General features: G+C 49.5%; 23 protein-coding genes, 4 tRNA genes and 2 rRNA genes. 3 read left to right on the forward strand and 26 right to left on the reverse strand.

All coding sequences use genetic code 11. The features are described 5' to 3' along the window. From G441_RS0116015 to G441_RS0116140, 22 genes are all read right to left on the reverse strand, one after another. A partial coding sequence (locus G441_RS0116015) for an elongation factor Tu (RefSeq protein WP_026376746.1) occupies positions 1–767 on the reverse strand: 767 nt, incomplete at its 3' end. A gap of 52 nt (positions 768–819) precedes the next feature. Then, a tRNA-Thr gene (locus G441_RS0116020) sits at positions 820–895 on the reverse strand. A 6-nt stretch (positions 896–901) separates the two neighbouring features. Further along, positions 902–976, reverse strand: a tRNA-Gly gene (locus G441_RS0116025). Between the two features lie 32 nt (positions 977–1008). After that, a tRNA-Tyr gene (locus G441_RS0116030) sits at positions 1009–1093 on the reverse strand. A gap of 9 nt (positions 1094–1102) precedes the next feature. Then, positions 1103–1178: transfer RNA gene (locus G441_RS0116035), tRNA-Thr, on the reverse strand. Positions 1179–1322: 144 nt separating this feature from the next. After that, a complete protein-coding gene (locus G441_RS18930; RefSeq protein WP_169726101.1) occupies positions 1323–2036 on the reverse strand; it encodes a type III pantothenate kinase in 714 nt (237 codons plus the stop codon). Then, on the reverse strand, positions 2020–2991 hold the full coding sequence (gene birA / locus G441_RS0116045) for a bifunctional biotin--[acetyl-CoA-carboxylase] ligase/biotin operon repressor BirA (RefSeq protein ID WP_026377285.1): 972 nt from the start codon (positions 2989–2991) through the stop codon (positions 2020–2022). Before birA ends, G441_RS18930 begins: the two co-directional genes overlap by 17 nt. Next, complete coding sequence (gene murB / locus G441_RS0116050) at positions 2988–3986, reverse strand: UDP-N-acetylmuramate dehydrogenase (protein ID WP_026377286.1); 999 nt, start codon at positions 3984–3986, stop codon at positions 2988–2990. The genes birA and murB overlap by 4 nt, the downstream gene beginning before the upstream one ends. A gap of 75 nt (positions 3987–4061) precedes the next feature. Continuing rightward, entirely contained in the window at positions 4062–6182 is a 2121-nt protein-coding gene (locus G441_RS18935; RefSeq protein ID WP_051275668.1) for a GumC family protein, read from the reverse strand. Beyond that, positions 6179–6697 carry a polysaccharide biosynthesis/export family protein gene (locus G441_RS0116060; protein ID WP_240485158.1) on the reverse strand — a complete coding sequence of 173 codons (519 nt, stop codon included), beginning with the start codon at positions 6695–6697 and terminating at the stop codon, positions 6179–6181. The genes G441_RS18935 and G441_RS0116060 overlap by 4 nt, the downstream gene beginning before the upstream one ends. Further along, positions 6679–7863 carry an outer membrane beta-barrel protein gene (locus G441_RS0116065; protein WP_026377288.1) on the reverse strand — a complete coding sequence of 395 codons (1185 nt, stop codon included), beginning with the start codon at positions 7861–7863 and terminating at the stop codon, positions 6679–6681. Before G441_RS0116065 ends, G441_RS0116060 begins: the two co-directional genes overlap by 19 nt. A gap of 91 nt (positions 7864–7954) precedes the next feature. Then, positions 7955–9817 carry a polysaccharide biosynthesis protein gene (locus tag G441_RS0116070; RefSeq protein WP_240485159.1) on the reverse strand — a complete coding sequence of 621 codons (1863 nt, stop codon included), beginning with the start codon at positions 9815–9817 and terminating at the stop codon, positions 7955–7957. After that, a complete protein-coding gene (locus G441_RS0116075) occupies positions 9814–10989 on the reverse strand; it encodes a DegT/DnrJ/EryC1/StrS family aminotransferase (RefSeq protein WP_026377290.1) in 1176 nt (391 codons plus the stop codon). Before G441_RS0116075 ends, G441_RS0116070 begins: the two co-directional genes overlap by 4 nt. Positions 10990–10995: 6 nt before the next feature. Next, entirely contained in the window at positions 10996–11637 is a 642-nt protein-coding gene (locus G441_RS0116080) for an acetyltransferase (protein ID WP_026377291.1), read from the reverse strand. Further along, positions 11630–12226 carry a sugar transferase gene (locus tag G441_RS0116085; protein ID WP_026377292.1) on the reverse strand — a complete coding sequence of 199 codons (597 nt, stop codon included), beginning with the start codon at positions 12224–12226 and terminating at the stop codon, positions 11630–11632. Before G441_RS0116085 ends, G441_RS0116080 begins: the two co-directional genes overlap by 8 nt. Next, positions 12223–13446 carry a glycosyltransferase family 4 protein gene (locus G441_RS0116090; protein ID WP_026377293.1) on the reverse strand — a complete coding sequence of 408 codons (1224 nt, stop codon included), beginning with the start codon at positions 13444–13446 and terminating at the stop codon, positions 12223–12225. Before G441_RS0116090 ends, G441_RS0116085 begins: the two co-directional genes overlap by 4 nt. Before the next feature lie 7 nt (positions 13447–13453). Beyond that, entirely contained in the window at positions 13454–15190 is a 1737-nt protein-coding gene (locus G441_RS18940; RefSeq protein WP_051275669.1) for a heparinase II/III family protein, read from the reverse strand. A 5-nt stretch (positions 15191–15195) separates the two neighbouring features. Next, a complete protein-coding gene (locus G441_RS0116120; RefSeq protein ID WP_026377296.1) occupies positions 15196–17322 on the reverse strand; it encodes a bi-domain-containing oxidoreductase in 2127 nt (708 codons plus the stop codon). A gap of 2 nt (positions 17323–17324) precedes the next feature. Then, positions 17325–18278 (reverse strand): glycosyltransferase family protein, encoded by a 954-nt coding sequence (locus G441_RS0116125; protein ID WP_034475428.1) that lies wholly within the window; start codon positions 18276–18278, stop codon positions 17325–17327. A gap of 1 nt (position 18279) precedes the next feature. After that, complete coding sequence (locus tag G441_RS0116130; protein ID WP_026377298.1) at positions 18280–19326, reverse strand: glycosyltransferase family 4 protein; 1047 nt, start codon at positions 19324–19326, stop codon at positions 18280–18282. Continuing rightward, positions 19323–20522 (reverse strand): O-antigen ligase family protein, encoded by a 1200-nt coding sequence (locus G441_RS0116135; RefSeq protein WP_026377299.1) that lies wholly within the window; start codon positions 20520–20522, stop codon positions 19323–19325. Before G441_RS0116135 ends, G441_RS0116130 begins: the two co-directional genes overlap by 4 nt. Beyond that, positions 20519–21709 carry an oligosaccharide flippase family protein gene (locus G441_RS0116140; RefSeq protein ID WP_026377300.1) on the reverse strand — a complete coding sequence of 397 codons (1191 nt, stop codon included), beginning with the start codon at positions 21707–21709 and terminating at the stop codon, positions 20519–20521. Before G441_RS0116140 ends, G441_RS0116135 begins: the two co-directional genes overlap by 4 nt. 186 nt (positions 21710–21895) lie before the next feature. On the opposite strand from G441_RS0116140, the gene G441_RS18945 reads away from it, so the two are divergent. From G441_RS18945 to G441_RS0116155, 3 genes are read left to right on the forward strand one after another with little or no spacing between them, the layout of a single operon-like run. Beyond that, positions 21896–22075: a hypothetical protein gene (locus G441_RS18945; RefSeq protein WP_034475432.1), complete on the forward strand. Its 180-nt coding sequence runs from the start codon at positions 21896–21898 to the stop codon at positions 22073–22075. Positions 22076–22081: 6 nt separating this feature from the next. Beyond that, positions 22082–23209 (forward strand): hypothetical protein, encoded by a 1128-nt coding sequence (locus tag G441_RS0116150; RefSeq protein ID WP_026377301.1) that lies wholly within the window; start codon positions 22082–22084, stop codon positions 23207–23209. Then, positions 23206–24312, forward strand: a complete 1107-nt coding sequence (locus tag G441_RS0116155) for a nucleotidyltransferase family protein (protein ID WP_026377302.1) — start codon at positions 23206–23208, stop codon at positions 24310–24312. The genes G441_RS0116150 and G441_RS0116155 overlap by 4 nt, the downstream gene beginning before the upstream one ends. Positions 24313–24454: 142 nt before the next feature. On the opposite strand, the gene G441_RS0116160 is transcribed toward G441_RS0116155, so the two are convergent. The 4 genes from G441_RS0116160 to G441_RS0116175 all read right to left on the reverse strand — a co-directional run. Continuing rightward, positions 24455–24742 (reverse strand): type II toxin-antitoxin system RelE family toxin, encoded by a 288-nt coding sequence (locus G441_RS0116160; protein WP_026377303.1) that lies wholly within the window; start codon positions 24740–24742, stop codon positions 24455–24457. Beyond that, positions 24729–24983 carry a type II toxin-antitoxin system Phd/YefM family antitoxin gene (locus G441_RS0116165; RefSeq protein WP_026377304.1) on the reverse strand — a complete coding sequence of 85 codons (255 nt, stop codon included), beginning with the start codon at positions 24981–24983 and terminating at the stop codon, positions 24729–24731. The genes G441_RS0116160 and G441_RS0116165 overlap by 14 nt, the downstream gene beginning before the upstream one ends. A 437-nt stretch (positions 24984–25420) precedes the next feature. Beyond that, positions 25421–25536 (reverse strand): 5S ribosomal RNA (gene rrf / locus G441_RS0116170). 208 nt (positions 25537–25744) lie between these two features. Beyond that, positions 25745–26073, reverse strand: a 23S ribosomal RNA gene (locus G441_RS0116175); the annotation flags it as partial.

The following is a 26073-nucleotide window of genomic DNA, read 5'->3' on the forward strand; positions in this document are numbered from 1 at the left end:
CAAGTGGTCTTCGTGGTCTCTTTGATACCAACGATTTCTACTTCTTCACCTACCTTGACGATACCCTGCTCTACACGACCAGTTACTACCGTACCACGGCCTGAGATTGAGAATACATCTTCGATTGGCAGAATGAACGGCTTGTCGATTGCACGCTCTGGCTCTGGAATGTATGAATCCAGTGCTTCACCAAGCTCGATGATTTTCTTTTCCCACTCTGCGTCACCTTCCAGTGCTTTCAGAGCTGAGCCCTGAATGACTGGCAGGTCGTCACCTGGGAATTCATATTCTGAAAGCAGTTCACGTACTTCCATTTCTACCAGCTCAAGCAGCTCTTCATCATCTACCATGTCACACTTGTTCATGAATACGATGATGTAAGGTACGCCTACCTGGCGACCCAGCAGGATGTGCTCACGTGTCTGAGGCATTGGGCCGTCAGTCGCTGCTACTACCAGGATCGCGCCGTCCATCTGAGCAGCACCTGTGATCATGTTTTTAACGTAGTCAGCGTGTCCAGGACAGTCTACGTGCGCATAGTGGCGAGTAGGCGTGTCATATTCCACGTGTGAAGTCGCGATCGTGATACCACGCTCTTTTTCTTCTGGAGCGTTATCGATCTGGTCGAATGCCTGTGCGCTACCACCGTAAGTCTTTGCCAGTACAGTAGTGATCGCTGCAGTCAGTGTGGTTTTACCGTGGTCAACGTGGCCGATTGTACCGACGTTAACGTGCGGTTTCGTACGTTCGAACTTTTCTTTTGCCATTTCTATTATCCCAGCAAAGTTAACAATACCATCAATGAGCTGGGGAGAAAGATGGTGCTGATAGGCAGATTTGAACTGCCGACCTCACCCTTACCAAGGGTGCGCTCTACCAACTGAGCTATATCAGCACTGTATGGAGCGGGCAGCGGGAGTCGAACCCGCATCATCAGCTTGGAAGGCTGAGGTAATAGCCATTATACGATGCCCGCAAACCTATTCTCAGGCCACCTCATTTAGAAAGTGGTGGAGGGGGCAGGATTCGAACCTGCGAAGGCTGAGCCGGCAGATTTACAGTCTGCTCCCGTTGACCGCTTGGGTACCCCTCCAGAGATTGATGGTGCCGACTGCCGGAGTCGAACTGGCGACCTACTGATTACAAGTCAGTTGCTCTACCAACTGAGCTAAGTCGGCACTGCATCAAGTGGGTGCGCATTCTAGTGTAATGATCTCATGCGTGCAAGGGGCGAAATTCAAAAAAGTCAGGGATTATTTACGTAATTGCTTAAACGGCGAGCAATTGCGCGATAAAGGCTGCATTTTTTCAGCTTTTAGGAGCTAATAGGAGGCCAATCCACGCAGCACGATATGCTCAATCTTTGTGACATTGCCCTCATCAATGTTTACCAGGTCGGCATCGCCCCCGCTGATAAAGATGTCATAGCTATTGTGATGTTGCTGCATCCATGACACGGTCTGCTGAACAAAGCCATTCAGCGCCGCAATACAACCATGGCTTACACATTCAGGCGTTGAACGTCCCAGTGACAGCTTATGCACGTTTGACTCGTCACAAAATACCTTGGCGGTATTCTGAGTCACAGAGCGTTTCATTAACTGATAGCCGGGCGCAATCCACCCCCCCTGATGAACACGGTCGGCAACCACGTCGCAGGTCATCGCGGTGCCTAATTGCAACACAGCATAGGGTTTGTCGGTTAACTGCTGTGCAGCGATGATCCCCAACCATCGGTCTACACCCAGTGTCAACACATTCTCATACGCGCAGCTGATATTGTTATGCGTTGCAGACACGCTGGCAGTCACCAGCTCACACTTCTGTTCAATGCTCGCCTGCTGTATGGCAGCAAGCCAGTCATCATGGCCCACACAGGCGACCACCACTTTATCAGCCTCGCCAATGCGTTCACTCAGCGTTTCAATTTGGGTAGTCGCATCAACCTCGGAAATATCGGAATTGCCACGTTGCCAACAGTACTTGGTGCGCGTATTACCCACATCAATAAGCAAAATACTAGGCTGGTCTGACACTGATTTCGCCCCCAAAATATGTCTTCACCTCACCGTCGACTTCCAGCAATAGTCCGCCTCGATGGTCGATGCCTTTGGCAGTCCCTGTTATTACTTGAGACCCACTTATCAGATTAACTGTCCTGCCGTAAAAAATATCATGTTGCTGCCATTGTGATTGCAGGTTCGTCAAACCATGCTGTTCAAATTCTTGTAAAATGCGGGTCAAGGCATTAAGCAGATTAACCGCAATCTGATTACGGTTAATGTCGGCATCTGCGTGTGCGCGAAGATCGGTCCATGGCTGGTCTATATCTGGCTGTTCACTACGCAGGTTAATATTGACACCGATGCCGATAACACATTCACATTGGCCGCCCATCTGCCCCTCAACTTCAACCAGGATACCGGCCACTTTCTTACCATCAAGGTAGATATCATTTGGCCATTTAACCTGTGCTCCCTGTATGCCAGATGCCTGAAGTGCATCTATAAGCGCAACGCCAACCGCCAGACTCAATCCGCTGATGGCTTCATATCCTTGCGAAAACTGCCAACACATCGACAGGTAAATGGACGCTCCAAAAGGTGACACCCAGCGTCTTCCCTGTCGTCCACGTCCGGCAGTCTGTGCTTCGGCCAGCACCGCCATACCATTGCTACGCTTGTCCGCCTGCTTAATGTAATCGTTGGTGGAATCAATGATGTTGACGATCTCAATCGGAAAGTCATACATGGCTGGCAGATATCGCCGCATTTCACTCAGCTCCAACAGCTGCAGGGGCTGAGCAAGTCTGTAACCTTTGCCTTTAACAGAAAAAATCTCAACGCCCAGTTCGGCCAATGCCCGACAGTGTTTTGAAATCGCCGCTCTGCTGATACCTAATAGTTCGCTAAGGTGCTCACCGGAGTGAAACGCGCCGTCGGCAAGCTGCTTGATTAACGCCAGTCGAGTTGCATCTGATTGGGACGTCATAGTGTGAGTGCGCCCTGTTTACCAATTAGTTGGACTTCATTTTCAAGCATAATGCCAAATTCTGACAATACACTGTCACGTATCAATCTGGCCAATTCCAGCAGTTGCTTACCATTGCCATTACCATCGTTTGTTAGCACAAGAGGCTGACGTGCATGACAGTGAATGCCACCGTGCTGCTTGCCCTTGAAGCCGAGTGTATCAATTAGCCAGGCCGCAGGAATTTTTACGCGTTCATTGTCCACCGCGAATACCGGACACTGCGGATAACGGGACGCAATGTCGTGATACAGCGCGACGGGGATAATGGGGTTTTTAAAAAAGCTCCCGGCGTTGCCCGTAATGGCAGGATCCGGCAACTTGCTCTGACGAATAGACACGACTTTATTAAAGATGGTCTGAGGACCCGGGTTGTCCAGCTCGGCAAGTTCTCCATAGTTTGTCACCGCCTGCCACTTTTTGGGCAAACGAAACGTCACCGTGCAAATCAGTAAACGATTCCGCCAGTCTCTTTTAAACAGACTGTCCCGATAGCCGAACTGACATTGTTGTGTGGTTTTGACCTGCTTTTGTCCTGTCGTCACATCCAGACATTCCACGCTGTCGATAAAACTCGCTACTTCGACGCCATAAGCGCCGATGTTCTGGATAGGTGCCGCCCCTACAGAGCCCGGGATCAGCGCCAGATTTTCAAGACCATACATATGATGCTGCAGGGAGTAGGTCACCAGCTCGTGCCAGTTTTCCCCTGCCCCCACCGAAATCAGAAAATCATGCTCAGTCTGCACAACCTTCTTACCGGTAATATGAATCTTTACCACCGTACCGTCATAGTCATCGATGAAAGCCGTGTTGCTACCTTCACCGAGGATCAACCACTGCTGCTCACGATGATGCGCAAGCCATTCACTTGCTGCATCAACGGTTTCAAGTGTCACAAGTTGCTGACAATGCGCAGGAAAGTGAAAGCTATGATGAGATGCGAGATTCTGCACGATTTAACATAAACGCCAGGTAATGATCATGATGGGCGTAGTCTACCCAAAACGATGCTGACAGTCTTCACAGGCTTAACGCCTGCGCAGTATGCCCAGTAAATTGGAAAACTTGCTGGGGGTGGGATAGCGGGTTCTGACCGATTTCATTTTATTAAAGACCATGCCGGCGATCGGTGCCCCGGCATCTTGCAGACGTTGCAAGCCGTTTAACAGGTCAGTTGATTCTGTCGTATCCGGCTCGCAAACCACAGCCACACTGTCGACGTATTTAGAGAGCATAATGACGTCGCTGTAGGTGTTGACTGGCGGCGTCACAATAATCAGACGGTCATAGACCACGCCTAATTTGGACAGAATACTGGCAAATCGGGGTTTAGAAAAATACACAATGGGATCACCCGGTGCTTCACCGCTTGGCATAATAGACAGTGGTGATGCATCCGCATGAAAAATGCAGTCGCTAAATGGCGCTCGACGGCTGATAAACTCAGTCAGACCACTATGTGATTCGGGGATATTGAACAGCGCTGCCACACTCGGGTTCCGCCAGTCCAGATCCAGTAGCAAGGTTTTCTCAAGTCGACTGAATGACAACGCCAGATTCGCCGCTACCGTAGTTGCTCCAGCATGGGTATTGATGCCGGTGACTGCAATAATACGTCGCTCTTTACCATCAGTGTTAATCATCATTGACGTTCTTAACGAGCGGATAGCTTCCGCGAAGGGATAACTTTTCTGTCCCGTATTTAACAGCAGTGCCGATTTGGACTTTTTCGATCCGGCAACTTTAGGTATTTCAACGGTGATGGGCACGTCGATCTGCTGCATTAACTGACGGTAGCGGGTTTCTCTGTCGCTCATCAAATGCAGGAATAGCCAGAAGCCAGCACTGAACAATGACGCAAACATCAGTACCAGCGCACTGAGCAGCGCCACTCGCGGTTTAGAGGGTCCGGTAGGCGTGGTGGCATAATCTACTACGGCAAATTCATTGCTATTACCGAAGTCTTTAAACATCTCGGTTTCCTGCAAACGTGCCAGGAAAGTGTCGTAAAGATTTTGGGTGGACTGTACTTCGCGCTGCAAACGGGCGAGCTGCACTTCAATTTTGCCCAGATCGCTGTATTCAGATTTCTTCTCATTAATTTGTTCAGTAAGCGCATCAGATCGGGATTCAAGCGTGCTTTTTTCCTGGCTAAGGCTTGCTGTCAGCTCCTGCAATAGACGCTGCTGCTCCTGCTCAAGCAGAGACAAACGACTTTGTGCCGCAATAAATTTGGGATGTTTTTGTAAGTAACGTTTCTGTATTTCATCCATCACCTGACGCTGTGCCGTCAGCTTGTTGCGGTTATCAATCACCAGTGGATTTTTCAGCATCCAGGGGATCTGCATCAGCCTGTCCACCCTTTCATCGGCGATTTCAATCTGCACGATGGTAGAGCGTATTTCTGACAAGACCTTCTCTATTGCCAGTTTCTCATTCACCAATGCGGCAATCTCGGCGCGGGCCAGACTGATTTGACTGTCCACATCTATCAGCTGGTTATCTTCCAGAAACGACTGCAGTTTGGACTCAGCATTGGCCAGCTCATCCTGCAACTCGCCAAGCTGCTGATTAAGCCACTGCGACGTATCTACCGCGCGTTGGCGGGTAATTTCTTTATGGTAAGCAAAAAATGACGGACCAATATCATTGGCTATCAGCGACGCTGTCTCCGGCACCTGCGAATCATAGGTGATGCGCAGTAAGTACGTATCGCCAACGCGACTTAACGACAGATTATTACTGAGCACCCTGAGGGCATGCTCTTTTATGTAAGCCTGATCCGAGGTGAGTGTCTGCGGTCTGAATTCGCGTTTTTCGGTCAGTTGCAGACGCTTAACAATGTCGCCTAAAAACTGCCTGGAGCGAATAAATTCAACGTATGTGTCAAATTGGGTATCTTCGATACCACCAAAGCCACTGAACGCCTGTCCGAGCCTGAAACTTTGCCCTTCCTGTGACAGCATCACCACTGCTGAAGCTGAATAAATCTTAGGAAGAGAAAAAATATGATACACACCGGCGATGGTGATCACTGCGGCCATAAAAATAATGCGAAACTTCTTTTGCCAGAAAAATGCCAGGAGATCGGCCACATCATAGGCACTGTTATCCAGCGACTGACGAATCGTATCGGACGACTGACTCAAAACAGACTTTCCTCAATTTCGACAATATCGCCCGGATAAATGCGGGTATCTTTGCTGGCCTTAATGCGTTCGCCGCTGTCTGCCCGGATCACAAACCAGGCACTTTTTGACGCACGGTCTTTGAGACCACCGGCTACGGCAATGGCTTTTTCAACTGAAAGATCCATCTGAAACGTGAATGAGCCGGCCGATTTTACTGCACCGCGCACAAAGTAAGGTCTGAAGGATTCAATCAATACGCTGACGGACGGTGAGACCAGGTAACCGTCCAGATACAGGGTTTCCAACTGCTCAGCGAGCTGCTCTGGTGTCTGGTCAATCACGCTGACATCGCCCACCAGAGGGAAGCGCAAGCGCCCTGATTCTGGCACCTTGGCGCGCACTCTCAGGTCTGGCTCGTTATACACTTCGACCAGTAACGCATCGCCCACACCGATGCGCAGCGCATCCGTGTTTGCGAAGCTAAGCGTCGTGGTCAGTAGCAACCAGCAGGCTGCTAAAACTCGTATTGCCAAGTGATGGCTACCTCATTCTGACGATAATCAATGCGCGTATCGCTGGTTTCAATATTATTGGTCGAGACACTTACACCTACACTTTGGTGACGACTAAACAAATACGATAGCTGTAAGGCCGCGCGCATTTCATCCTGATTCAATTCGCTGCCTGCCTGATAAAAGGTGGTATCGACTAGCTCTGTGCTGGCACTCAGTCGCCATTGCTCAAGCGGCGTAAAATGTAAGCTAGCCAGTAGATCCTGACTGACCATGTCGGATGTCAGCTCACTTTCCGAGACTTCCGATTGTCTTGATGAGCCCAGTTCAAATGACCACACTGAATTAGGCTGATAGGCATAATTAAACACCCAGACCAAGCCGTTGTTATCTTCGCTGACATCAAATGAACGTTGGTATAGCCCCACCAATAGTTCAAGCGATGACTTACCACTGACCTGCCAGTCAAAGCCTACCAGCGCCTGATAAAACTCACTGTCCTCACGCTGCACATTGTCAAAGTCTTCCTGATAGGCTTCCAGACGCGTCAAAAGGCGTGACTGGGGTGAAAACCTGAACCCCGTATGCAATGTCACGTAGGTCACCGTGAGATCAAAAATATCGGAATCTTCCTGAGTATCGTAACGGTAATCTTCGACACCCGAACTCAGTGCAATAAAACGGTCAGACGGCTTTCTGCCATAGATCAACGTCGCCTTACCTGTATTACGCTTGAGTGTGTCAGGGGTATAAATGTCTTTGCTCAGACGTGATATGCCGGTACCAAACTTTTGTGTTTCAGTCTTGTGCTCAGCGGCAATATCGAATGACCATGCGTCAGCAATATAAAATCGGCTCAGTAACCTTGCCTCGACACCGTTAAAATCGACTGAATCATCCATGCCAGCAGCAGGGTCCTGCACACTGTAAACCTCGAGCTTTCCAGCGTAATTGAACTGTAAATCAACTCCCTCGGCGCGGCTGACTAACTGACCTTGTGGATTTAACAACAGACCCGTGGCGGACATATCGATGTCTAAGGTTGGGTTGATATTGTCACTTTGAATCACTGACGCCTTTACCGATAACGGCATTGACTCAGGCGCAATCTGCGCCACCTGTGCCAGCACTGGGCTTGTTATACTCAAAAAACAGGAAAAACGGATAACGGAAAAAAGATGTTTCATTGCTGCAACTTAAGACTGAATTATTGTTATTTTTGATGTGCTCAGGGCTTTCTTAACTATCGGCACTCGGATAAATATCTGTAACGGCCGACTAGCTGGCCAGCTTGTCTAGTCTGGGTGTATACGCCAGCGGAGCCTGCAGCAAAATATTACGTGCTTCCTGCTCGTTGCCATTGACCAACGCAAAGTTAAGCTGGTCGAGATACATCACCACATCCGCAAACTCCAGTTTGGTCTCATTCGCACCCATGATCCTAGGGTGCTGAGTGCGGGTATCGGCATCATCGATCAGCAATTCCTCATACAGTTTTTCACCGGGGCGAAGTCCCGTGAAGACAAGTTCAATATCCCCATCCGGATACTGCTCGCTTTTCACCCGGCGTCCCATAAGATGGGTCATCTTGACCGCCAGGTCGACAATTTTGACCGGCTCGCCCATATCCAGCACAAAAACTTCACCATGCTTACCCATGGCCCCAGCCTGTAACACAAGGAGTGCAGCTTCTGGAATGGTCATGAAATAGCGGATGATATCCGGATGGGTGATGGTAATAGGGCCACCGGCCTGAATTTGTCTGGTAAATAGCGGTACTACTGAGCCTGACGAGCCTAATACATTACCAAAGCGCACAATGGCATATTCGGTTTTCGGATTGAGTTCGGCAATACCCTGTACAAACAGCTCGGCAAAACGCTTGGTCGCTCCCATCACATTGGTAGGACGCACCGCTTTATCGGTCGACACCAGCACAAACTTCTCAACCTCATACTCTGCGGCAATTAACGCTACATTGGCCGTACCGAAAATATTATTACGAATGCCCGCCGACACGTTGTATTCCACAATCGGCACGTGTTTGTATGCCGCGGCGTGATAGATGGTCTGTATACGATGCTTTTCGATTATCGCGCGCAAGACCTCGGTATCCTGTACCGATGCGAGCACAGGTATCAGGGGAATATCCGGATACTGCGCCGACAGCTCGTTTTCAATCTGGTACAGGTTGTATTCACATAGCTCGAACAACACCACCGCAGAAGGAGAAAGCTTGATCAGCTGACGACACAGTTCACTGCCGATTGAACCACCGGCACCGGTCACCATCACCGTTTTGCCAGTGATATTGCAGCTCAGCAAATCTGGCAGAGGTTCCACTGGCGCTCTGCCAAGCAGCTCTTCAATGCGCACTTCACGCAGTTCATCAATTTTGCGTTTGCCCGAAGCGACTTCTGATACGTCTGGCACCGATAGCAGCTCCAGTGCAAAAGGCTCTAGCTCCTGCAGCAGCTCCTTACGACGTCCGACAGAGGTATTGTTGACTGCCAACAGCATTTTGCGCACATTGTGTTTAGCCACTACTTCAGGGATGTCTTCTCTGCCGATCACAGGAATACCCAGCACTTGCTTTCCGATGTAGTGCTGCTTGTCATCCACAAACGCTACCGGTAATAGGTCACGCCCCTGCTTTAATGTGGTTGCCAGCAGACGACCGGCATTGTTGGCGCCGAATATGAGACATTTTTCACGCAGTTTGAAGCCCTGAGATTGCGCCGTCAGATAAACAAAGAAGCGCGGTCCGGCAATCCCGGTGATAGCAAACATCCAGTATAAAAACGGCACGCTGAGGGGCATAAAGGCATTTACCATATCTGCACACAATGCCAGATAAGCGCTGGACAAGGTCACGCCAAGCACGATCACAACACCGGCATTAAGGCTTATGTAGCGGGTCATTTGCTGGTAATGGCCCATCAACATCAAAATCGATAAAGTGAAAATAACGCTGGAAAGCAGTACCATCAGCTCAATAAAGCCAATCGGTAATCTATCTACGCCTAACCTGACCAGAAACGCCATAAAAAATGCGCCGACCAGTGCTAACGTATCCCAGCCCAGCAGCATGGCAAATTTAATCGGGCCCGGCAGCTGATAAAGCCGGCTCATCTGCATCATAGACTCGCCTCCTGCATAACGATTCGAATCACTTCACAGGTTTTATCGATTTCCTCTGGTGTGAGAGTGGGATGCACCATAAACATCAGACTGGTCTCACCAAGTTTCTGTGCAACCGGCAGACGTCGCGCTGGCCGATAGGGTGTGTCATCAAATGCTTTCTCGAGATATACCTCTGAGCACGAACCTGAAAAGCACGGTACGCCTTGTTCCACAATGGTGTTCATCACTCTGTCTCGATCCCAGCCTGCCGCCAGCCTCTCTGGCTCAACAAACGCGTAGCATTTGTAAAAGGCATGGGTAATGTTGTTCGGTATCGCTGGCACTCGAAGCGCGGAGAATGCGCGGCACGTCGAAAGGATTTGCTGGGCGTATCGCTCGCGAGTCGCCTGCCACTCATTCATGCGTGATAGCTGAATGCGCCCCACGGCACTTTGCATTTCAGTCATGCGCCAGTTAGTGCCGAAGGATTCATGTAACCAGCGGAATCCGGGAGGATGCTGTTTTTCATACACGGCTTCCCAGGATTTGCCGTGATCCTTAAACGACCACATGCGCTGCCAGAATTCATGATGATTGGTCGTGACCATGCCGCCTTCACCCGCGGTAGTCATAATCTTGTCCTGACAGAATGACCACGCACCAATATGACCAATCGCTCCTACTGGCCTGCCCTTATATTTAGCACCATGGGCTTGTGCACAATCTTCTACCACATACAGGCTGTGCTTCTCAGCCAGCGCCATAATGCTATCCATATCACAAGGCCAGCCCGCCAGATGCACACACAGAATCGCCGCGGTATTGTCATTAATAAGCGGCGCTATTGTTTGCTCAGTGATGTTCTGACTGTCCGGGTCGACATCGGCAAATACCGGTACCAGCCCAGCCAGCACGATCGACGAGACCGAGGCAAGGAAAGTGCGGGAGGTAACAATAACCTCAGCCCCCTTAGGCAGGTCTAAGGCGACCCAGGCTAAATCGAGTGCTACCGTGCCATTAGCCACAGCAATGGCGTATTCGCATTCACAAAACGAGGCAAATTCCTTTTCAAACTGACGCCCTTCCTGCCCGGTCCAGTAGTTAACCCGGTTAGAATTCATCACATCAATGACGGCTTGCTTCTCATCATCCTGATAACTTGGCCAGGGGGAAAAAGGTCCATTTAACATAGTCAACTACTCTCGATGATGGGGCCTGATAGGTCGGGCCGGGGAGCCAACCGCAACAACGTTACCGTCGATGTTTGACGTCACAGCCGAACCCGCGCCAATAATGCTATGGCTGCCGATGGAAATGTTAGGGATCACCGCGCTGCCAATACCGACAAACGCTTCCTCACCCACTGTCACAGTGCCGGCCAAATGGCAGCCTGGCGCGATATGTACATAATCACCAATACTGCAGTCATGATCGATGCTGGTCGCGGTATTGATAATGCAGCCCTGACCAATTTGGGTAAAACCGTTAATGATGCTGCCAGCGACTACCAGCGTGCCTGCACCGATATGCACATGCTCTGCAATAATACTGGTGGGGTGAACCAGTGTGGCAATACCCACCTGTTCGCCAGTAAGACGCTGCAACCACTGTCTGCGAGCCCGATTGTCACCGATAGCAACAAAAAACACGCTGTGCGTGTCGGCGAAGTCAGCGAAAGATTCGGGACGTCCAACAACCTCCCATTCACCAATGGCGTCGCCGATATCACGCTGACTATCCAGAAACGCAATATGGTTGTAATGCCCCGTCGCTTTTGCCGTGTCAGCACAGACTTTGCCATGACCACCGGCACCGATAATGTAGAGTGTTTCAGCCATCTTCGTTTCCGGTGAATTTCTGCATAGTGGCATGACCCTGCTGCGATATGCCGTCGCGTCTAAAAATGCGCAACACCGTCATAAACAGTATGTTGACGTCCAGCCACAGGCTCTGGTTATCCACGTACCAGACGTCATAACTAAATTTTTGTTGCCAGGAGATGGCATTGCGACCATTCACCTGCGCCCAACCGGTGACACCGGGCCTGACGTCATGGCGCCGTGCCTGCTCTGGCGTGTATTTATCCAGATATTCCATCAACAGCGGACGTGGACCCACCAGACTCATCTCACCTTTGAGAACATTCCACAACCCCGGCAACTCGTCGAGGCTGCTGGCGCGTAAAAATTTACCGAAGGGGGTAAGGCGTTCAGCATCCGGTAATAGATTGCCTTGCGCATCCTTAGCGTCCGTCATACTGCGGAATTTAACCATATTGAATGGCTTTCCGTGCAGGCCCGGGCGGGTCTGAACGAATAACACGGGACGTCCCATCTTTACCGCAATGAGCACGTACAAAACCACAATAACAGGTGACAGTGCCAGCAATGCGGTGAACGAAATCAGAATATCGAACAGTCGTTTCATGCCGTACCCACCTGCTCAAGTGCCTGCACGAAATGGTCTGACAGCTGACTTCGGTCAAACTGCTTTTCAGCTAACGCTCGTGCTTTTATGCCCATATCTTTCAGCTGCTCTGGGTTGTCAGCAAGTGCCTGCAGTGCATCAGCAAGAGCTGTAGCATTGTCTGGCGGGACCGCTTTGCCACAATCATTTTCTGTAATCATCTCAGCCAGCCAGCCCGGATAGTTATTGATCACCGGTAATCCAGCGCTGATGTAATCAAAAAATTTGTTTGGTGATGTGCCGTAATAAAACGCAGGAACGTTGGCCAGAGACATGAGCCCGGCATCGGCCTGGTACATCAGGCTCATCAATTTCGTTTTGGGAATGGCATCCATAAAGATGCAGTTGCTCAAGTCCTGCTGTTCAGCGCGGGCTTTTAACGCGGGTTTTAACTTACCCTCGCCAACAAACAGCAGTGTAACCCGTTGCTCGCCACGCTTTTCAAGCTCTTGAGCAGCATCCAATACCTTATCCAGCCCGTTGGCCATCCCATGGGCACCGGTAAACACCACAAGCACGTCACCGGTGTTGATACTTTTTGGCAGTGTCAGGTTCTTGGGATTTTCATCGTATAGAGATAAGTCACAGCCATTGGGGATCATGTATACCGGCTTATCTTTTGAGCAGCGCCGTTTGATGCCTTCGACAATACCCGGTGACAGGCCAATGCACGCGTGCGCACTTACATAGGAAATTTTTTCCAGAACGGACATTGCCATCAACACAACGGGGTTGGTGATCACGCCCATCGCTTTTGGTAACTCAGGCCACAAATCCCGCACTTCGAACACAAAACGTTTACCGCGCAGCCAGCGCGCTAATATCCCCGGGATAGAAGCTGTCAGCGGCGTTGAGGTAGCGAATACCACGTCGTAATCGTGAGTAAGTGCAATGCCGGTGCTGCGCAGGGCATATTTTATAAACTGCCAGGTACGCTTCAAAAAACTGTCTGCGTTGGCATACGTCAGGTCAAATTCGATGACATGTATGCCATCAACGCTGCCTTCACGCCGGCCGTTTTCGAACTTGGATGTCAGACCGGTTGCGGCAACATTATAAGAGCCGCACACCATGGTCACAGAATGACCGCGCTGGATAAGCTTTTTGGCCATCTCGTAGGAGCGAGTGCCTGTCGCTCCTCCTGGCGTGGAGAAGTGCTGATGAAAATAGAGAACGCGCATGTTTATTTTAATGCCAGCTTATTATTGTTGTTATCTGGTTGTCCGCATCACTTTGAGCTTCGATCACAGGCACGGACGATTTTTGACCATAATATCTGGATTCTGCCCCTTCTGCCAAGTCCAGACGCGTTAGACTTTTTGCCGAATTTATATCGATTTGGAATTTATCAGTGCTGAACGTGTTGCGATCTTGCTGCCAGGTGTCAGGACACAGTCGCCAGCGCAATATCGCTGTGCGCCTCACATTGGAGATTTTATCGATGACTATCAATCGCTCATCTTCCAATGTAACAAGACGATGGTGGGTATGCCCCTGCCAATCGGTAAAGGTTGCAGACGCCTGGTTGCTTAAATGATCTAGTGACAGCTGCGCATCGTCCGGCCACTGGCCATAAAGAAATCGGGACAAACGGGGCATTTGATCGGTACCGTCAAACTCTATGGCATTGTGGGCACGCACCGATGGGAAATACTCCATCCACTTCTTTTCACAATTGTAGCTGTAAGTGCCTGCGTCGCGCAGGAGATTGATACCGTCAACCCACAAATCCAGATGCAGGAAATCTGCCTGTCCGGGACGAAAACGCAGGCGAGGTGCTCGCATCATGGCCCACGCATGATGCCTTCGTAAGGTCACAAAGCCGCCGTCGTTAAACAACGATGAGCTTGGCTGGCTGCTTACATCAAACAGCGCAGACGCATGTTTCACGACGGGTCTAAAGTCCCGATAGTCGCATCCTGAAAGGTTAAGAATATGCGCACCATCGTTGGTGCCAAGATTTGGTGCATCATCGCTATTATCGTCCACCATCTGCACCAGCCAGCGCGTGGCGACCCGTGCACGCTCGTATAATGATACAGGCAAGATCGGCAGAGATAAAAACTGTCGCCATGTTTCTACCATGCAGAAGGTTTGCAACATTAAGCGGTGATAGGTCACAGAGTATTGGCTGAAGGTGCCATCGTCGGCGATAAGACGTTCAGCGCGTTCGCACAGATAGCGTTCACCTATTTTGAAAAGCATGCGCCACTGTGCGTTATGCGGCGATACCCGCAGCAGCCATGATGCGCCAATATACAGCGCGGCAGCCTCACTGGTACCGTGGTTATTATCCTGTGCACGGGCATATCCCAAAGTGGGCACAATGCGCGTTAGATGCTGCTCAATAAAATTAACCAGCACCTTGCTGGGTTGCTTTTGCTCCAGCATGACAGCGCACATGGCAAGATGCATTATCCGGAATGAAGCCTCCTGTGCACATTTCCAGTTTGCGCCCTGATTGGCGGGATTGTGCAAACACCAGTCGTTAAGCCAGTGATTAATCGTTTTGATCCAGTGATGGTCGCCACTGCAGTTATAGTTGTGCGCCATATCCACACACCAGCCCATCCGAGAGGGCTCCCAGACGCCTTTGATGTCGCCCACGCCATTTTCAAAGTCACTAATGGCACTCCAGTGCACCTCGGTTTGCTGCAGGCACTGGCCGTTGAGCACCGACTGATGCCAATCAGGTGGCGTAGTAAGGGTCAATTTCACCCAGCCAAACAGTGTATGATGCTCCCTTAAAGACTGCTTAGTTGAGGGTTTTTGGCTTTCGGGTACGGCAAAGAACTGTCCCTGCTTTAAGGTCGTGATAGGTAGAGTACGTACGAACCATTTTGATTTCAGACGCAGCTGATACCCTATAACCCGCAATATGTTAGTAAGCCCTAACTTTTGATATGTAGCCAACCTATCAAGCATGATGCTTATCTACCTGCACGCAACTGCTGGGCGATATCAACCGTGATGCGGGATACTTCCATCAGCTCCGCAAAGCTGATTGGACATGGCTGACCATGTTCAATTGAGGATAGAAACGCCTGTGCACAAGCCTTATGGCCTTTATCCTGCTGCCACAGTTTCATGGTGTTAAAGCCTTTAAAGCCATAGCCCTTTAACTGGCGGAAGTTATCTAACTGCAGAATTTTACCGGCACAGAATACTTCTAAGCGCTCTTTAGGAAAGGCATTGGCACCGTTGGCCAGGTAGTGAATGCTGCCCACCGAACCATCTTTGAATGTCAGCGTAATAATACTGATGTCATCAACGGCATGTCCGCTGTTATCTGCTGCACAGCTGGCCTGAAAAGCAACAATATCACTGCCTGATAAAAAGCGCATCAGGTCAATAAAGTGACAGGCTTCTCCCAGAATGCGGCCGCCACCCACATCCTGATCCTGCGTCCAGTGATCAGCTGGGATCGCACCTGCATTGACGGTAAAGTTAAATGCCTTGGGCGCAGTGCTGCTATCCAATAAGGCTTTCATTTTTTGCACCTGCGGTGCAAACCTGCGGTTAAAGCCCACCATAACTCTGGCGTTGCCCTCGCCATAAGCACTTTCAATCTCGTCCAGCTCGTTGTGAGTGAGTGCCAGAGGTTTTTCAACAAACACATTTTTGCCCTGCGTCAGCGCCTTGGTAACAAAATGGGCGTGACTGTTGTGTCGTGTGACAATCGCGACAGTATTGATGTCAGGGTTTTTCAGCATCGCTTCAGTATCGGTGCTAGCATGGGCGAAGTCCCCCTTTTCTCCATGCACCACAGCACTGATGCCGCCAGAGGTCGCTAGAGTGTGCAATTGCGCCCCCGCATCCTTGAAGGCGGGGATAAGCATACGGGAGGCATAGTTACCGGCGCCAATCATACCCACCACGGGCTTGTCAGAGTCAAAACTGACATCCGACTTCAATGTCACCTGTCGAGACAGGCGGGTTTGAGGCGCTGACGTCGCGTAGTCGAGCACAATGCCTAATGCATTTGGCTCGTCGGTGAGCACCTGATAAGCCTGTTGCGCTTCCTCAAAAGCGAAGCGGTGACTGATCAGCGGCTTTACGTCCAGCTGCCTAGAAGACATCATATCCAACACCGCTTCAAAATTTCGCTGCTCAGTCCAACGAACAAAACCAAGTGGGTAATCCTGCCCTTTCTCTTCATAGTCAGCTTCGTAGCGTCCAGGCCCGTATGAGCAGGACACCTGAAAACTCAGCTCTTTTTCATAAAATTCAGCGCGGTTTAGTTCCAGTCCGGTCACGCCTACCAGCACAATACGACCCCGTTTGCGACTCATCTGTGCGGCCTGACTGACGGGCTCACTCGACTTGGTTGACGCTGTGATCAGCACTGCATCAACCCCCCGTCCACGAGAAAAACTGATGCCTGCTTCGACCGGATCTTCGCCTTTTGCCGGATTACAGGTCGTCGCACCAAACTGTCTGGCAAGTTCAAGCTTGGCGTCATCAAAATCGATCGCCAGAACCCTACAACCGCTGGCACGCAATAGCTGAATGGCAATCAGACCGATTAAGCCGGCCCCGGTGACCACCACAGACTCGCCCAGCGTCGGTGCAGTAAGACGGATCCCCTGTAACGCGATTGACGACAGCACTGTAAAAGCCGCCTGCTCGTCACTGACGTTATCAGGCACTTTGGCGCACAAATGCTTACCTACCCTCACCACATCGGCGTGTGGACCGTTAGAAATCACCCGATCGCCAATGGCAAAACCGTCACATCCTGCACCGACCTCCAGCACCGAACCGACGTTGCAATAGCCCAACGGAATAGGTTCGGCAAGCTTGCTTTTCACCGCTTCATAGGTCGTGACTAATCCATCGGTTTTGACCTTATCCAGCACCTGCTTCACTTTGTCAGGCTGTTGCTTGGCCTTTTGCAGGTATGACGCTTTACTGAAGTTAAGCAGCATACGCTCGGTACCAGCCGAGATTAGTGTCTTGTGTGTCGCGATAAGCAGATGTTCACGTTTATTCTGCGGTGCGGGAGCCTCGACAATAATGTTTTCGCCACTTTCCAGGTGTTGAAGTATCTGTTTCATAATCAATAAATCTGCCAGTCCGGCTGGTAATAAGAAAGGTTAATTGGGTTCGGGTGCGACACACTGAAGTCAATCTGTTCGGGGCCATTAATGACTGTCACATTGTCAGGAAGCCCGCGCCAGGACTCAATGGCCCGAATATAGGGCATATCCAGTACGTACACATTAGCTCCCACGCTTGCCGCTTCAAAGATCGGCAGGCACAGGGTCTCCTCACTCGACACAATGAGCACGCCATCGACTTCGCGATAGCGCCGAAATAACGTGTCGCGCGATTGCAAACCGATGGGTTTGAAAAAAGGCAATGTCAGGGGGATATCAGAGGTCACCAGTACCTCAATATCATTGTTGATAAACCACTGTTGATGCTGCTCAAACCAGGCGAGATTTTTTTGCCTTACTGTGGGGTCCGTTACGGGCCACAACAGCTGCCTGTGTTTTTGACGCTGACGCTGACGTTCAGCCGCCTCGGGAGGCTGAATGCCCGGCCACTTAACATCTAGCTGATAACCCGTACCGAAGCACTGTTGAAATTGTTCTGCGATAAGCGGTGACTGAACAATAATGCGTGAGCGTTTGAGGCGTCTTATTGCCCAGCGAATTAGTCGAAATCGCAGGCTATTCTCTGTAAAGGCTTTGGCCTGATGAAAATAGGTGATGCGGGTGCAAAGGGGCAATACCAGATTGACGTTGTTAAACGATATACAGGCCCTGGCGCGATGCCGCAGGCATATCCAGGCTATCCAAAAACATGAAAACAACCAGGTTCCTAAGCCGCCCGTGTATTTTGCAATATAGGTCACGTTATCGGGCAAATCGGATGGCTTTTGCGGACACAGCAGGATAAAGGGTGTATCGCCGTCATTGACCTTAATCCATGCAATAAAACTATCAACAATGGTTTTGGCACCACCGAGTTTTGCCGCACTGGCATTGATGATAATGGGATGATGCATATCAGTTTTCACCACTGCCGCGAATTGCCGCTTCAAAACCGTCGAGCATTCTGTCCATGCTGCAGTGATCCACATAGTCTTGATAGCTGCGCGAAGACAGCGCCATAGCGTAGTCCGGGTTGGTTGCAAGCTTCAGCATATGTTTAGACAGTCCCACGATGATCTGCTGATCGGTGTCAGCCTTAAACATGATGCTATTGTTCTGGTTTAATACCGCCACTTCTGGCGCATGTGCTCGATTTGCGACCGACAGTACAGGCGTGCCAAAGGCCATGGCATGATTGATGCCAAGACCCAGATGACCCGGTGAGACATAAGCAAGGCTGTTGTGGAAAAGAGGTTTCAGTTGTTGATTGTCGGTGATGGCACCATGAAACTGCACCTTTTCAGCGATCCCTAGTGACCGTGTAAGTTCGATAAGCTCATCACGAATATCGCCGTCGCCAACAATATCAAATCGTAACAGCGAGTCGTTGTGCTTGCTGATGACGTCTGCAAAGGCGGTTAACGCCAGATCAATTCGCTTGCGCGCCTGTAACCTGCCAACGTACAAAAAGTGCTGGCCTGCTGATGATTTTCCCTCATGGTTTGCCACCTCAACGGTGTTATTCGCAACATGGGTAATGCTCGGCTCAACACCGCCGTTTATGACTTGTTGCCGGCCCTGTTCGGTATACAGCACAAACGCATCAGCGCGATTAGCGATCAGGCAACGCAGCTTGTTGCCTAAAGCGTTACTGCCAAAACCATGCCCCCACAACACACGTCGATAACCACGATGGTTAAGCATGCACGCAAGATTCTGCGGCCAGTGCGGGTCAAACATAGCAATGACTACGTCAAAGTCTGCATACCGGGGACGGTGTAATTGCCAGTGAAAACCGGCCACTGATTTTTCTGGCACAACACGCTGGGTAAACAGACAGCGAGTGTCGTCCAGCTTTTTACCAGAATGTACGACTGTCACGTCCAGACCGCGCTTCACCAGACCGTTGTAGAAAGGCACACGGTAGTCGAACAGGACATTTTGCAGAAACAGTACCTTCATGACGCCAGAAATCCTTTTGCTGTATTTCGCTTGAGGACAATGAAGATGAGCCACCATAGCAGGTAGTTCTGGAAGCTGAAGACGATAGCGTTGGGCTCAACCAGGGTGGTAAACATGCCTGCCAGCAAAATGATCACCAGACCAAACGCTTCTTTGTTGTGGCGATTCTCCCGTACCGCTCTGAACATCGATAAAATCAGAAAGCTGAATACAAACACGGGCATAAACAGACCGTATTCAATCAGCAGTCGCAGCCAGACATTGTGGATCTCGAAATCAATACCCTGTTGCGCAAAGGCGTTTTCATAGCCTTTTGGTCCCAGACCTATGAGTAAATCTGTGGGGGACTTTATCAGGTCGAACGCGATGCCGTATTGCTCCAGGCGGCCGGAAGAAAAATCCGAGCTGGCCTGCGCGCCGTCCTGTAATCGGTCAAAACGCAGATGAGTGATAAGTACATCCTGAAACGCGATAGCAAACAGACTGGCGCCGATGACGCCGAGCATGATCATGCCATAACGTTTGTAATAGATAAGTAAGGCTGCCACCCCCAGCAGCGAGGCCAGCGTGCCACCTCGTCCACCACTCGACAGCTGCGATAGCAGCACGACGACAAACGCAACCAGGTACAGGTACTTTATCCGTCCGGGAGAGTTCAGGTAGCACCACATCATAAATATCGACAGACACACCAACCCCCCAGCCCACTGTGTTCTTGATGTCGAAAATCCTGTTGCATAAAGGCGATACCAGCCATCGAAAGAGGGCAGTCCCAGATTGAGTAGAAAATCCGCCACGGTAATCGCGCAAAGCGGCGTCATCACCAGCGCAATGGCCAGCGGCGTGCGCTGCAAGAAGCCCTGCTCTTTGGCCAGCCAATACAGGGCAATCAATAGTCCGAATAATATGCCATAGCGAAAAAGCGTCAGTAGCGCATCATCGCTTTGACTCAGATACATGGCGGGCAGGCTGATAAACACCATACCGATCACCAGTTTGATACTGCTGCCTGAAATAAACTGTCGGTCACGCAGCCATTCATTAGCACCAAAGAAAAACGCCGAGCCTATCGCCAGAATGGCCAGCGCGTATTTGGCAAGGTTGAACACGTCAGGAGACAGAAATAAAAACCAGTACACCGGTCCGATAGCAATATAAAACGGCATAATATAAGTGAGTACCCGCTTCGGCTTCACGCTATCCTCCTCGAAGTGAACTGCGCGAACATCACCAGTACTGCATAGGATAATAACGTGCTCCATGCCGCTCCCTGTATCCCCATCAAAGGGATAAGGATGAGATTTGCTGCAACATTGACCAACGCTGCCAGGCCGGTCATCAGCGGGATCCACCTAGTTTGCTTGGCGTGAATAAAACGCACATTGGCCTGCAAATAAAGCGGATAGACCAGGTAAGCTACCGACAATATTGCCAGCACATGGGCATCAAAATATGCCGCTTTATCAAGAAATATGAGCAACGGCGATAAACCGATATTAACCGCAGCGAGGAGCACCATGGCGATACCCACCGAATACTTCAACATGTCGGACATCATGGATTCAGCGGCCACGGCATCTTTACTTTGATAAATACGTGTTTCATAGGTGATGTTGAACACCGCGAATACGAAAAATACGCCGCTGGCCAGAGAATTTAAGAATGCATAGAGACCAAGACTTGTAGCATCCAGCATGTTGCCAATCATCAGTTTATCCAACTGCCCCAGCGATGCGCCTGCCAATACGTGCAAGACAAGCGGCATACCAAACAATAGAGATTGCTTTGCAACTTTGATAGAAGGGCCTGCAAAAATGTGTTGGCGAAATCTGAACACGGCAAAGAGGGTAACAAGCGCAAGCAGTGTGACTTCTGTCCAGATCACACTTTCAATTTCTGCAAACTGCGCTGCGACGAGGTTCAGGCACACCAGTTTACTGGCGCCGTAGATGCCACGCACAACCGCAAATGCGTTGTTATCGTTAAGCGCTCTGGACAGTGCCGCAATGAGCAGACACAGCATCTGTAGTCCTATCCAAATCAGGACGAGGGACCACGGTACGTTATAGTCAGGCAATATCGACGTCGTCTCGACCAACAACCTCACACAGGCGAGACAGAAAAGTGCGAACAAGACTGAAATGAACAACGCAGCAGTGGTGCGAAGACGAGAACGGATATCGCCGCCAGATACAAAACGTAATATCGCTCTGTCCTGACCTGCTGTAGAAATAGCGGAGACTAATAAAACCAGCGCCAGAACAAACGAGAAACGCCCGAACTCTGAAGCAGTTAGCCAGAATGGCAGGAGGACATACGAAAGCCAGTTACACCCCCTGGAAAACGCCTCCGTGACACCGGGGTGCATCACCTTTTTCAACATGGTTTTATTTTTATTGTTATTTGGCTTTGCCCTGAGCAGATGCCCGAGCGTTTATATTTAGCGCAGTGTTGCCAACATAGCCTGTCAGGGCGGCTACAGTCAATGTAACTTAGGTCTAAAGTGGACTGTTCGTGCGTTTTTTTTAACCGTATACTAACTGCGCTAACAGCAGTTAATGGAAGACCAATGGCAAAAAAACAACAAGACCGCGTCGACGCGGCAGATGAACAACAGCGCCGCGACTTTATAAAACGTTTTGGCAAACTGGCGGCAATCACCCCCGTCGCGATGACAACCCTGATGAGCCCATCCACGTCCGCCGCGCCAAAGTCATGTCGCGGAAACGGTGCAAAAGGTTGTAACTAGTTTTCTTTGAAATCTTTTCACGTACATCGGCTTGCTCACGGGCATCTGACACTCTTCACCGACAATAACGAGGGCGTGTTGTTTGACACCTCTCGACAGTCCCTGACCCATCTCACCGGGTCGCTGGTGTTTGCCGTATTGCAACGGGATACCTGCACTGATCTTGGCCATGCTATATCTAAAGCATCAAAGAGTGTACGTAAGTCTAGCGATGACTTAAGGGATCTATTTTCAGAAATTGAACCTTTCTTTGTTCCAGGAATACCTGAAAAAAACTATGAAGATGGGCTATATCCAGAACTTCATGCCCAGCCATTATCCACTCAGGACATGCTATTTAAAGTCTGTAATACTGTTTTTTCCATTCACTGTAGCAACGATCTACTGAGACAACACCTTGCTGAACTACTCGCGCCGATCTCAGTTGTCACAGGTCAACATCATGTCAGCATTGATATTACAAACAGCGCAGAGGATTTCTCACTTAATGTAAATGATCTCCCCGTTGAACAAGGCTTATTGTTTAACGAAGTCGTACCCGTACTTATTGATCGCCTGCAGATCCTCGCGTATCAACGCGAAAACTTTCTGTTCTGTTTTCATGGTGCTGCAGTCGTTACGCAAAGCGGGGGGTTGCTAATGCCGGGCGTATCTGGCGCGGGCAAATCAACTTTGGCTGCACGCTTATGTGAAGCCGGCGCAACACTCTATTCTGATGAGATGATGGTGTTCGATGAACAACATTCACTTCTGACAATACCGTTGCCGATAGCGATAAAAGAAGGAAGCTGGAGCCTTTTTCCACAATTGGATAAATCAAAGATCTGGAAAAGGGTGGATGGAAGACGTCTCAAATATTTATGGCCAGAAGCGTTCTCTACAGAATTTCCTTCTAAGCGACTAAGCATATTCCCAAGGTTCGGATCGAGCGCAAGCCAGCCTGAAAGGCTTAGTACTTTTCAGGCATTGAGTAAGTTGGTCGAAGGAGGATATCAAGTCAGCCGTACACTGACCGCAGACGATATAGAAAGCTTATTATCTATGCTCGATAGTCTTCCCTGCTATCAACTAGGTTACATTAAAACTGAGTACGCAATGCAGATGATAAACGCAGCCTGGGAAAACCCATCATGAACGTAGAGACACATCGACATACGTTTGAAGATCTCTGCTCATGGTTATCCCCCTTGAAGGCCGTAAGCAATGAGACGCTAGAGCGCTTGCAAATTGAAGATGAACGCCTTTCGCTCATTGCTTTATCCAATCACTATTGGCTGACCGGTCAACTCACTCACAGCATTCGAGCCAAGGGCGGCTGGAAATGTTTAGATGTGCAGACCAGTGATTATCTCGTCGAATTAGCCAATCATTACCAAACCTATGTCAGTCGAGTAAAACAGGAAGCAGAGACAGTTACCGTGTATTTTCCTGACAATCAGTTGGACTGTATTTTACTCAAAGGCGTTGTCAGTCTGTTGGATAATACGGGTCAACAAATGGGTACTCGCTTTATGAGCGATATTGACCTTTTGGTAGATGAAACAGAGTGGCAGACAGCTATTTCGCTATTAAAGCAGAAAGGCTATCAAGAGTCTTTGGGCAAAGATGATGTTGTAGCAGTAGGTCTGCACCAGTCACCTCCTTTGAGACACCCTGGCTCACCTTGTTGTATTGAAATCCATAGATGGCCTTTAAAACGTTCAGTGTTACCACTATTGCCTGTTGAAAGATGTTGGTCTGAAAAAATAGAAGTCTCGCCTCGGGTGTATCGTCTTTCTGCCAATGATGAGGTGATCCTCTGTATTTCCCATAGTGAAATCGTTGACAGATCATATGAGGACCGCCTGATTGACCTTAAACAGCTGAATAATCTTGCCTTCTTGATATTACATCATGGCGACAGGCTTGACTGGTCCATTATCAGCGGGCGTTTTGAGCAATGTGGTTATGCACAGATCCTTAATGCGACGCTGTTTAACCTTTATCAACTATTTGGCGTATCAACTCCCATTACCCGCCCCCAAGATCCAGTCTTGAAAGAACACTATCTGGAATGCATAAGTCGTTATTGTTCAGGTAAATACAATTCAAAATTAGACAAATTACGCGATGTTCTTAAGGGATACTCAAAAACGAACATACTTGATTTGTATGGTGCAGAGAGAAGTTTTCCAGTAACAAAAGGAAGACTCGAGCACTTGAAAAGGCATGTTAGGCTACTATTTCCAAAGCGATAAGATGCCCGCCAAGAGCGTGCGGGCATAACGGGCTTTTCTTCACTCCAGTGTCTGTTAAGCAGCCCTCGTCATAGCGGAGTTTGCCTCGCCCTTCGTCATGAAGGAAGTTGCGAAGCAACTGTCCGGTATCTATCTAGCAAAATTAAACTCGCTTAACGGCTAACTTATAGACTTGATTGCGTTCGCGCTTTCCTACCGCTACGACAATTACCACTAGTTGACCATCACGAACTTGATAGACAAGCCTGTAACCAGCACTGCGAAGTTTAATTTTATAGCAATCATCCAGCCCATTCAGACGTGAGGATTCAACTCGTGGGTTGGATAGTCTCTCTATAAGCTTCTTTTTAAACTGCACTCGAATAGATGAGTCCAACTTTCGCCACTCTATCTCCGCATCACGCTTGAACAAGAGCTTATAAGTCGTCAAGGCTTACCTCAATTTCTTCTTGGCCTTCACGATCTCTGACAATTTTAGCTAACTCTATGTCTTCTAGCTTGTCTAGGAGCTCCTCGTAAGCATCTGCCGGAATACAATAGAATTCAGGCTTATTTCTATTCAAAACAGCGACTGGGAACCCATCAGCCTGCTCTATTACAGCCATTGGGTTCTTTTTTAATTCTGAAATACTGGTTGTATTATCAGCAAGTATCGGTCTTATCGTTTGCATAAGCTCGCTTAAAATGACTTATTTAAGGAACTAAATATAGATCTTTTTAGTATGAGAGACAAGTATAAAGACCTATTAATAGGTCTTATTGGGATAAAGTAATTTAGATGGCAAATAGATGCCCGCCAAAAGCATGCGGGCATGACGTAAATTTTCTTATACCAATATATATACAGGTACCTTCTCACATGGGGGTGAAGAGCGGTGCTTTGAAGAAGCATGAGGAGTGCCAGTGGCACGCCGAAAGCGATGAACGCGAGGCCCTGGATGGCTGAGCTGGAACCAGGCACCATGGAGGGTTTAAAAAAGTGAAGTTACGCAGAGCACTTCTCTCTTTGTCTATCCATGGATTTGGTTTGGCATGGGGGTAGCAACGTAAGTTGCTAACCAAAAACAAAAAACCCAGCTTTCGCTGGGTTCTTTGTTTTCGAATGGGAGCCTGACGGTGTGCTACTCTCACATGGGGAAACCCCACACTACCATCGCCGCTAACACGTTTCACTTCTGAGTTCGGAATGGAGTCAGGTGGTACCGTGTCGCTATTGCCGTCAGGCATAAACTTATCGTGCAAAACAATGCGTAGTGCCTTGGCACGTAGCGTTCGTTTTGCGCAAGGAGGACGCACATTACTCTCAGGAGTCGTGGCCTTCCTTTGACAATCTGGAAACTGTATCAGTAATCGTTCTTTTAAGAGTCTGCCACTCTTATCTTGACTAGCTTGTCATGTTGTTCACACAACACCAAGACCATTTTGGCGTTGTATGGTTAAGCCGCACGGGCAATTAGTACAGGTTAGCTTAACGCCTTACAACGCTTCCACACCCTGCCTATCAACGTCGTCGTCTTCAACAACCCTTCAGAGACCTTAAAGGTCACGGGATGACTCATCTTTGGGCCGGCTTCCCGCTTAGATGCTTTCAGCGGTTATCCGTTCCGAACATAGCTACCGGGCAATGCGATTGGCATCACAACCCGAACACCAGCGGTTCGTCCACTCCGGTCCTCTCGTACTAGGAGCAGCTCCCATCAATCATCCAACGCCCACACCAGATAGGGACCGAACTGTCTCACGACGTTCTAAACCCAGCTC

The sequence above is a fragment of the Aestuariibacter salexigens DSM 15300 genome (assembly GCF_000429145.1).
GTDB lineage: Bacteria > Pseudomonadota > Gammaproteobacteria > Enterobacterales > Alteromonadaceae > Aestuariibacter > Aestuariibacter salexigens.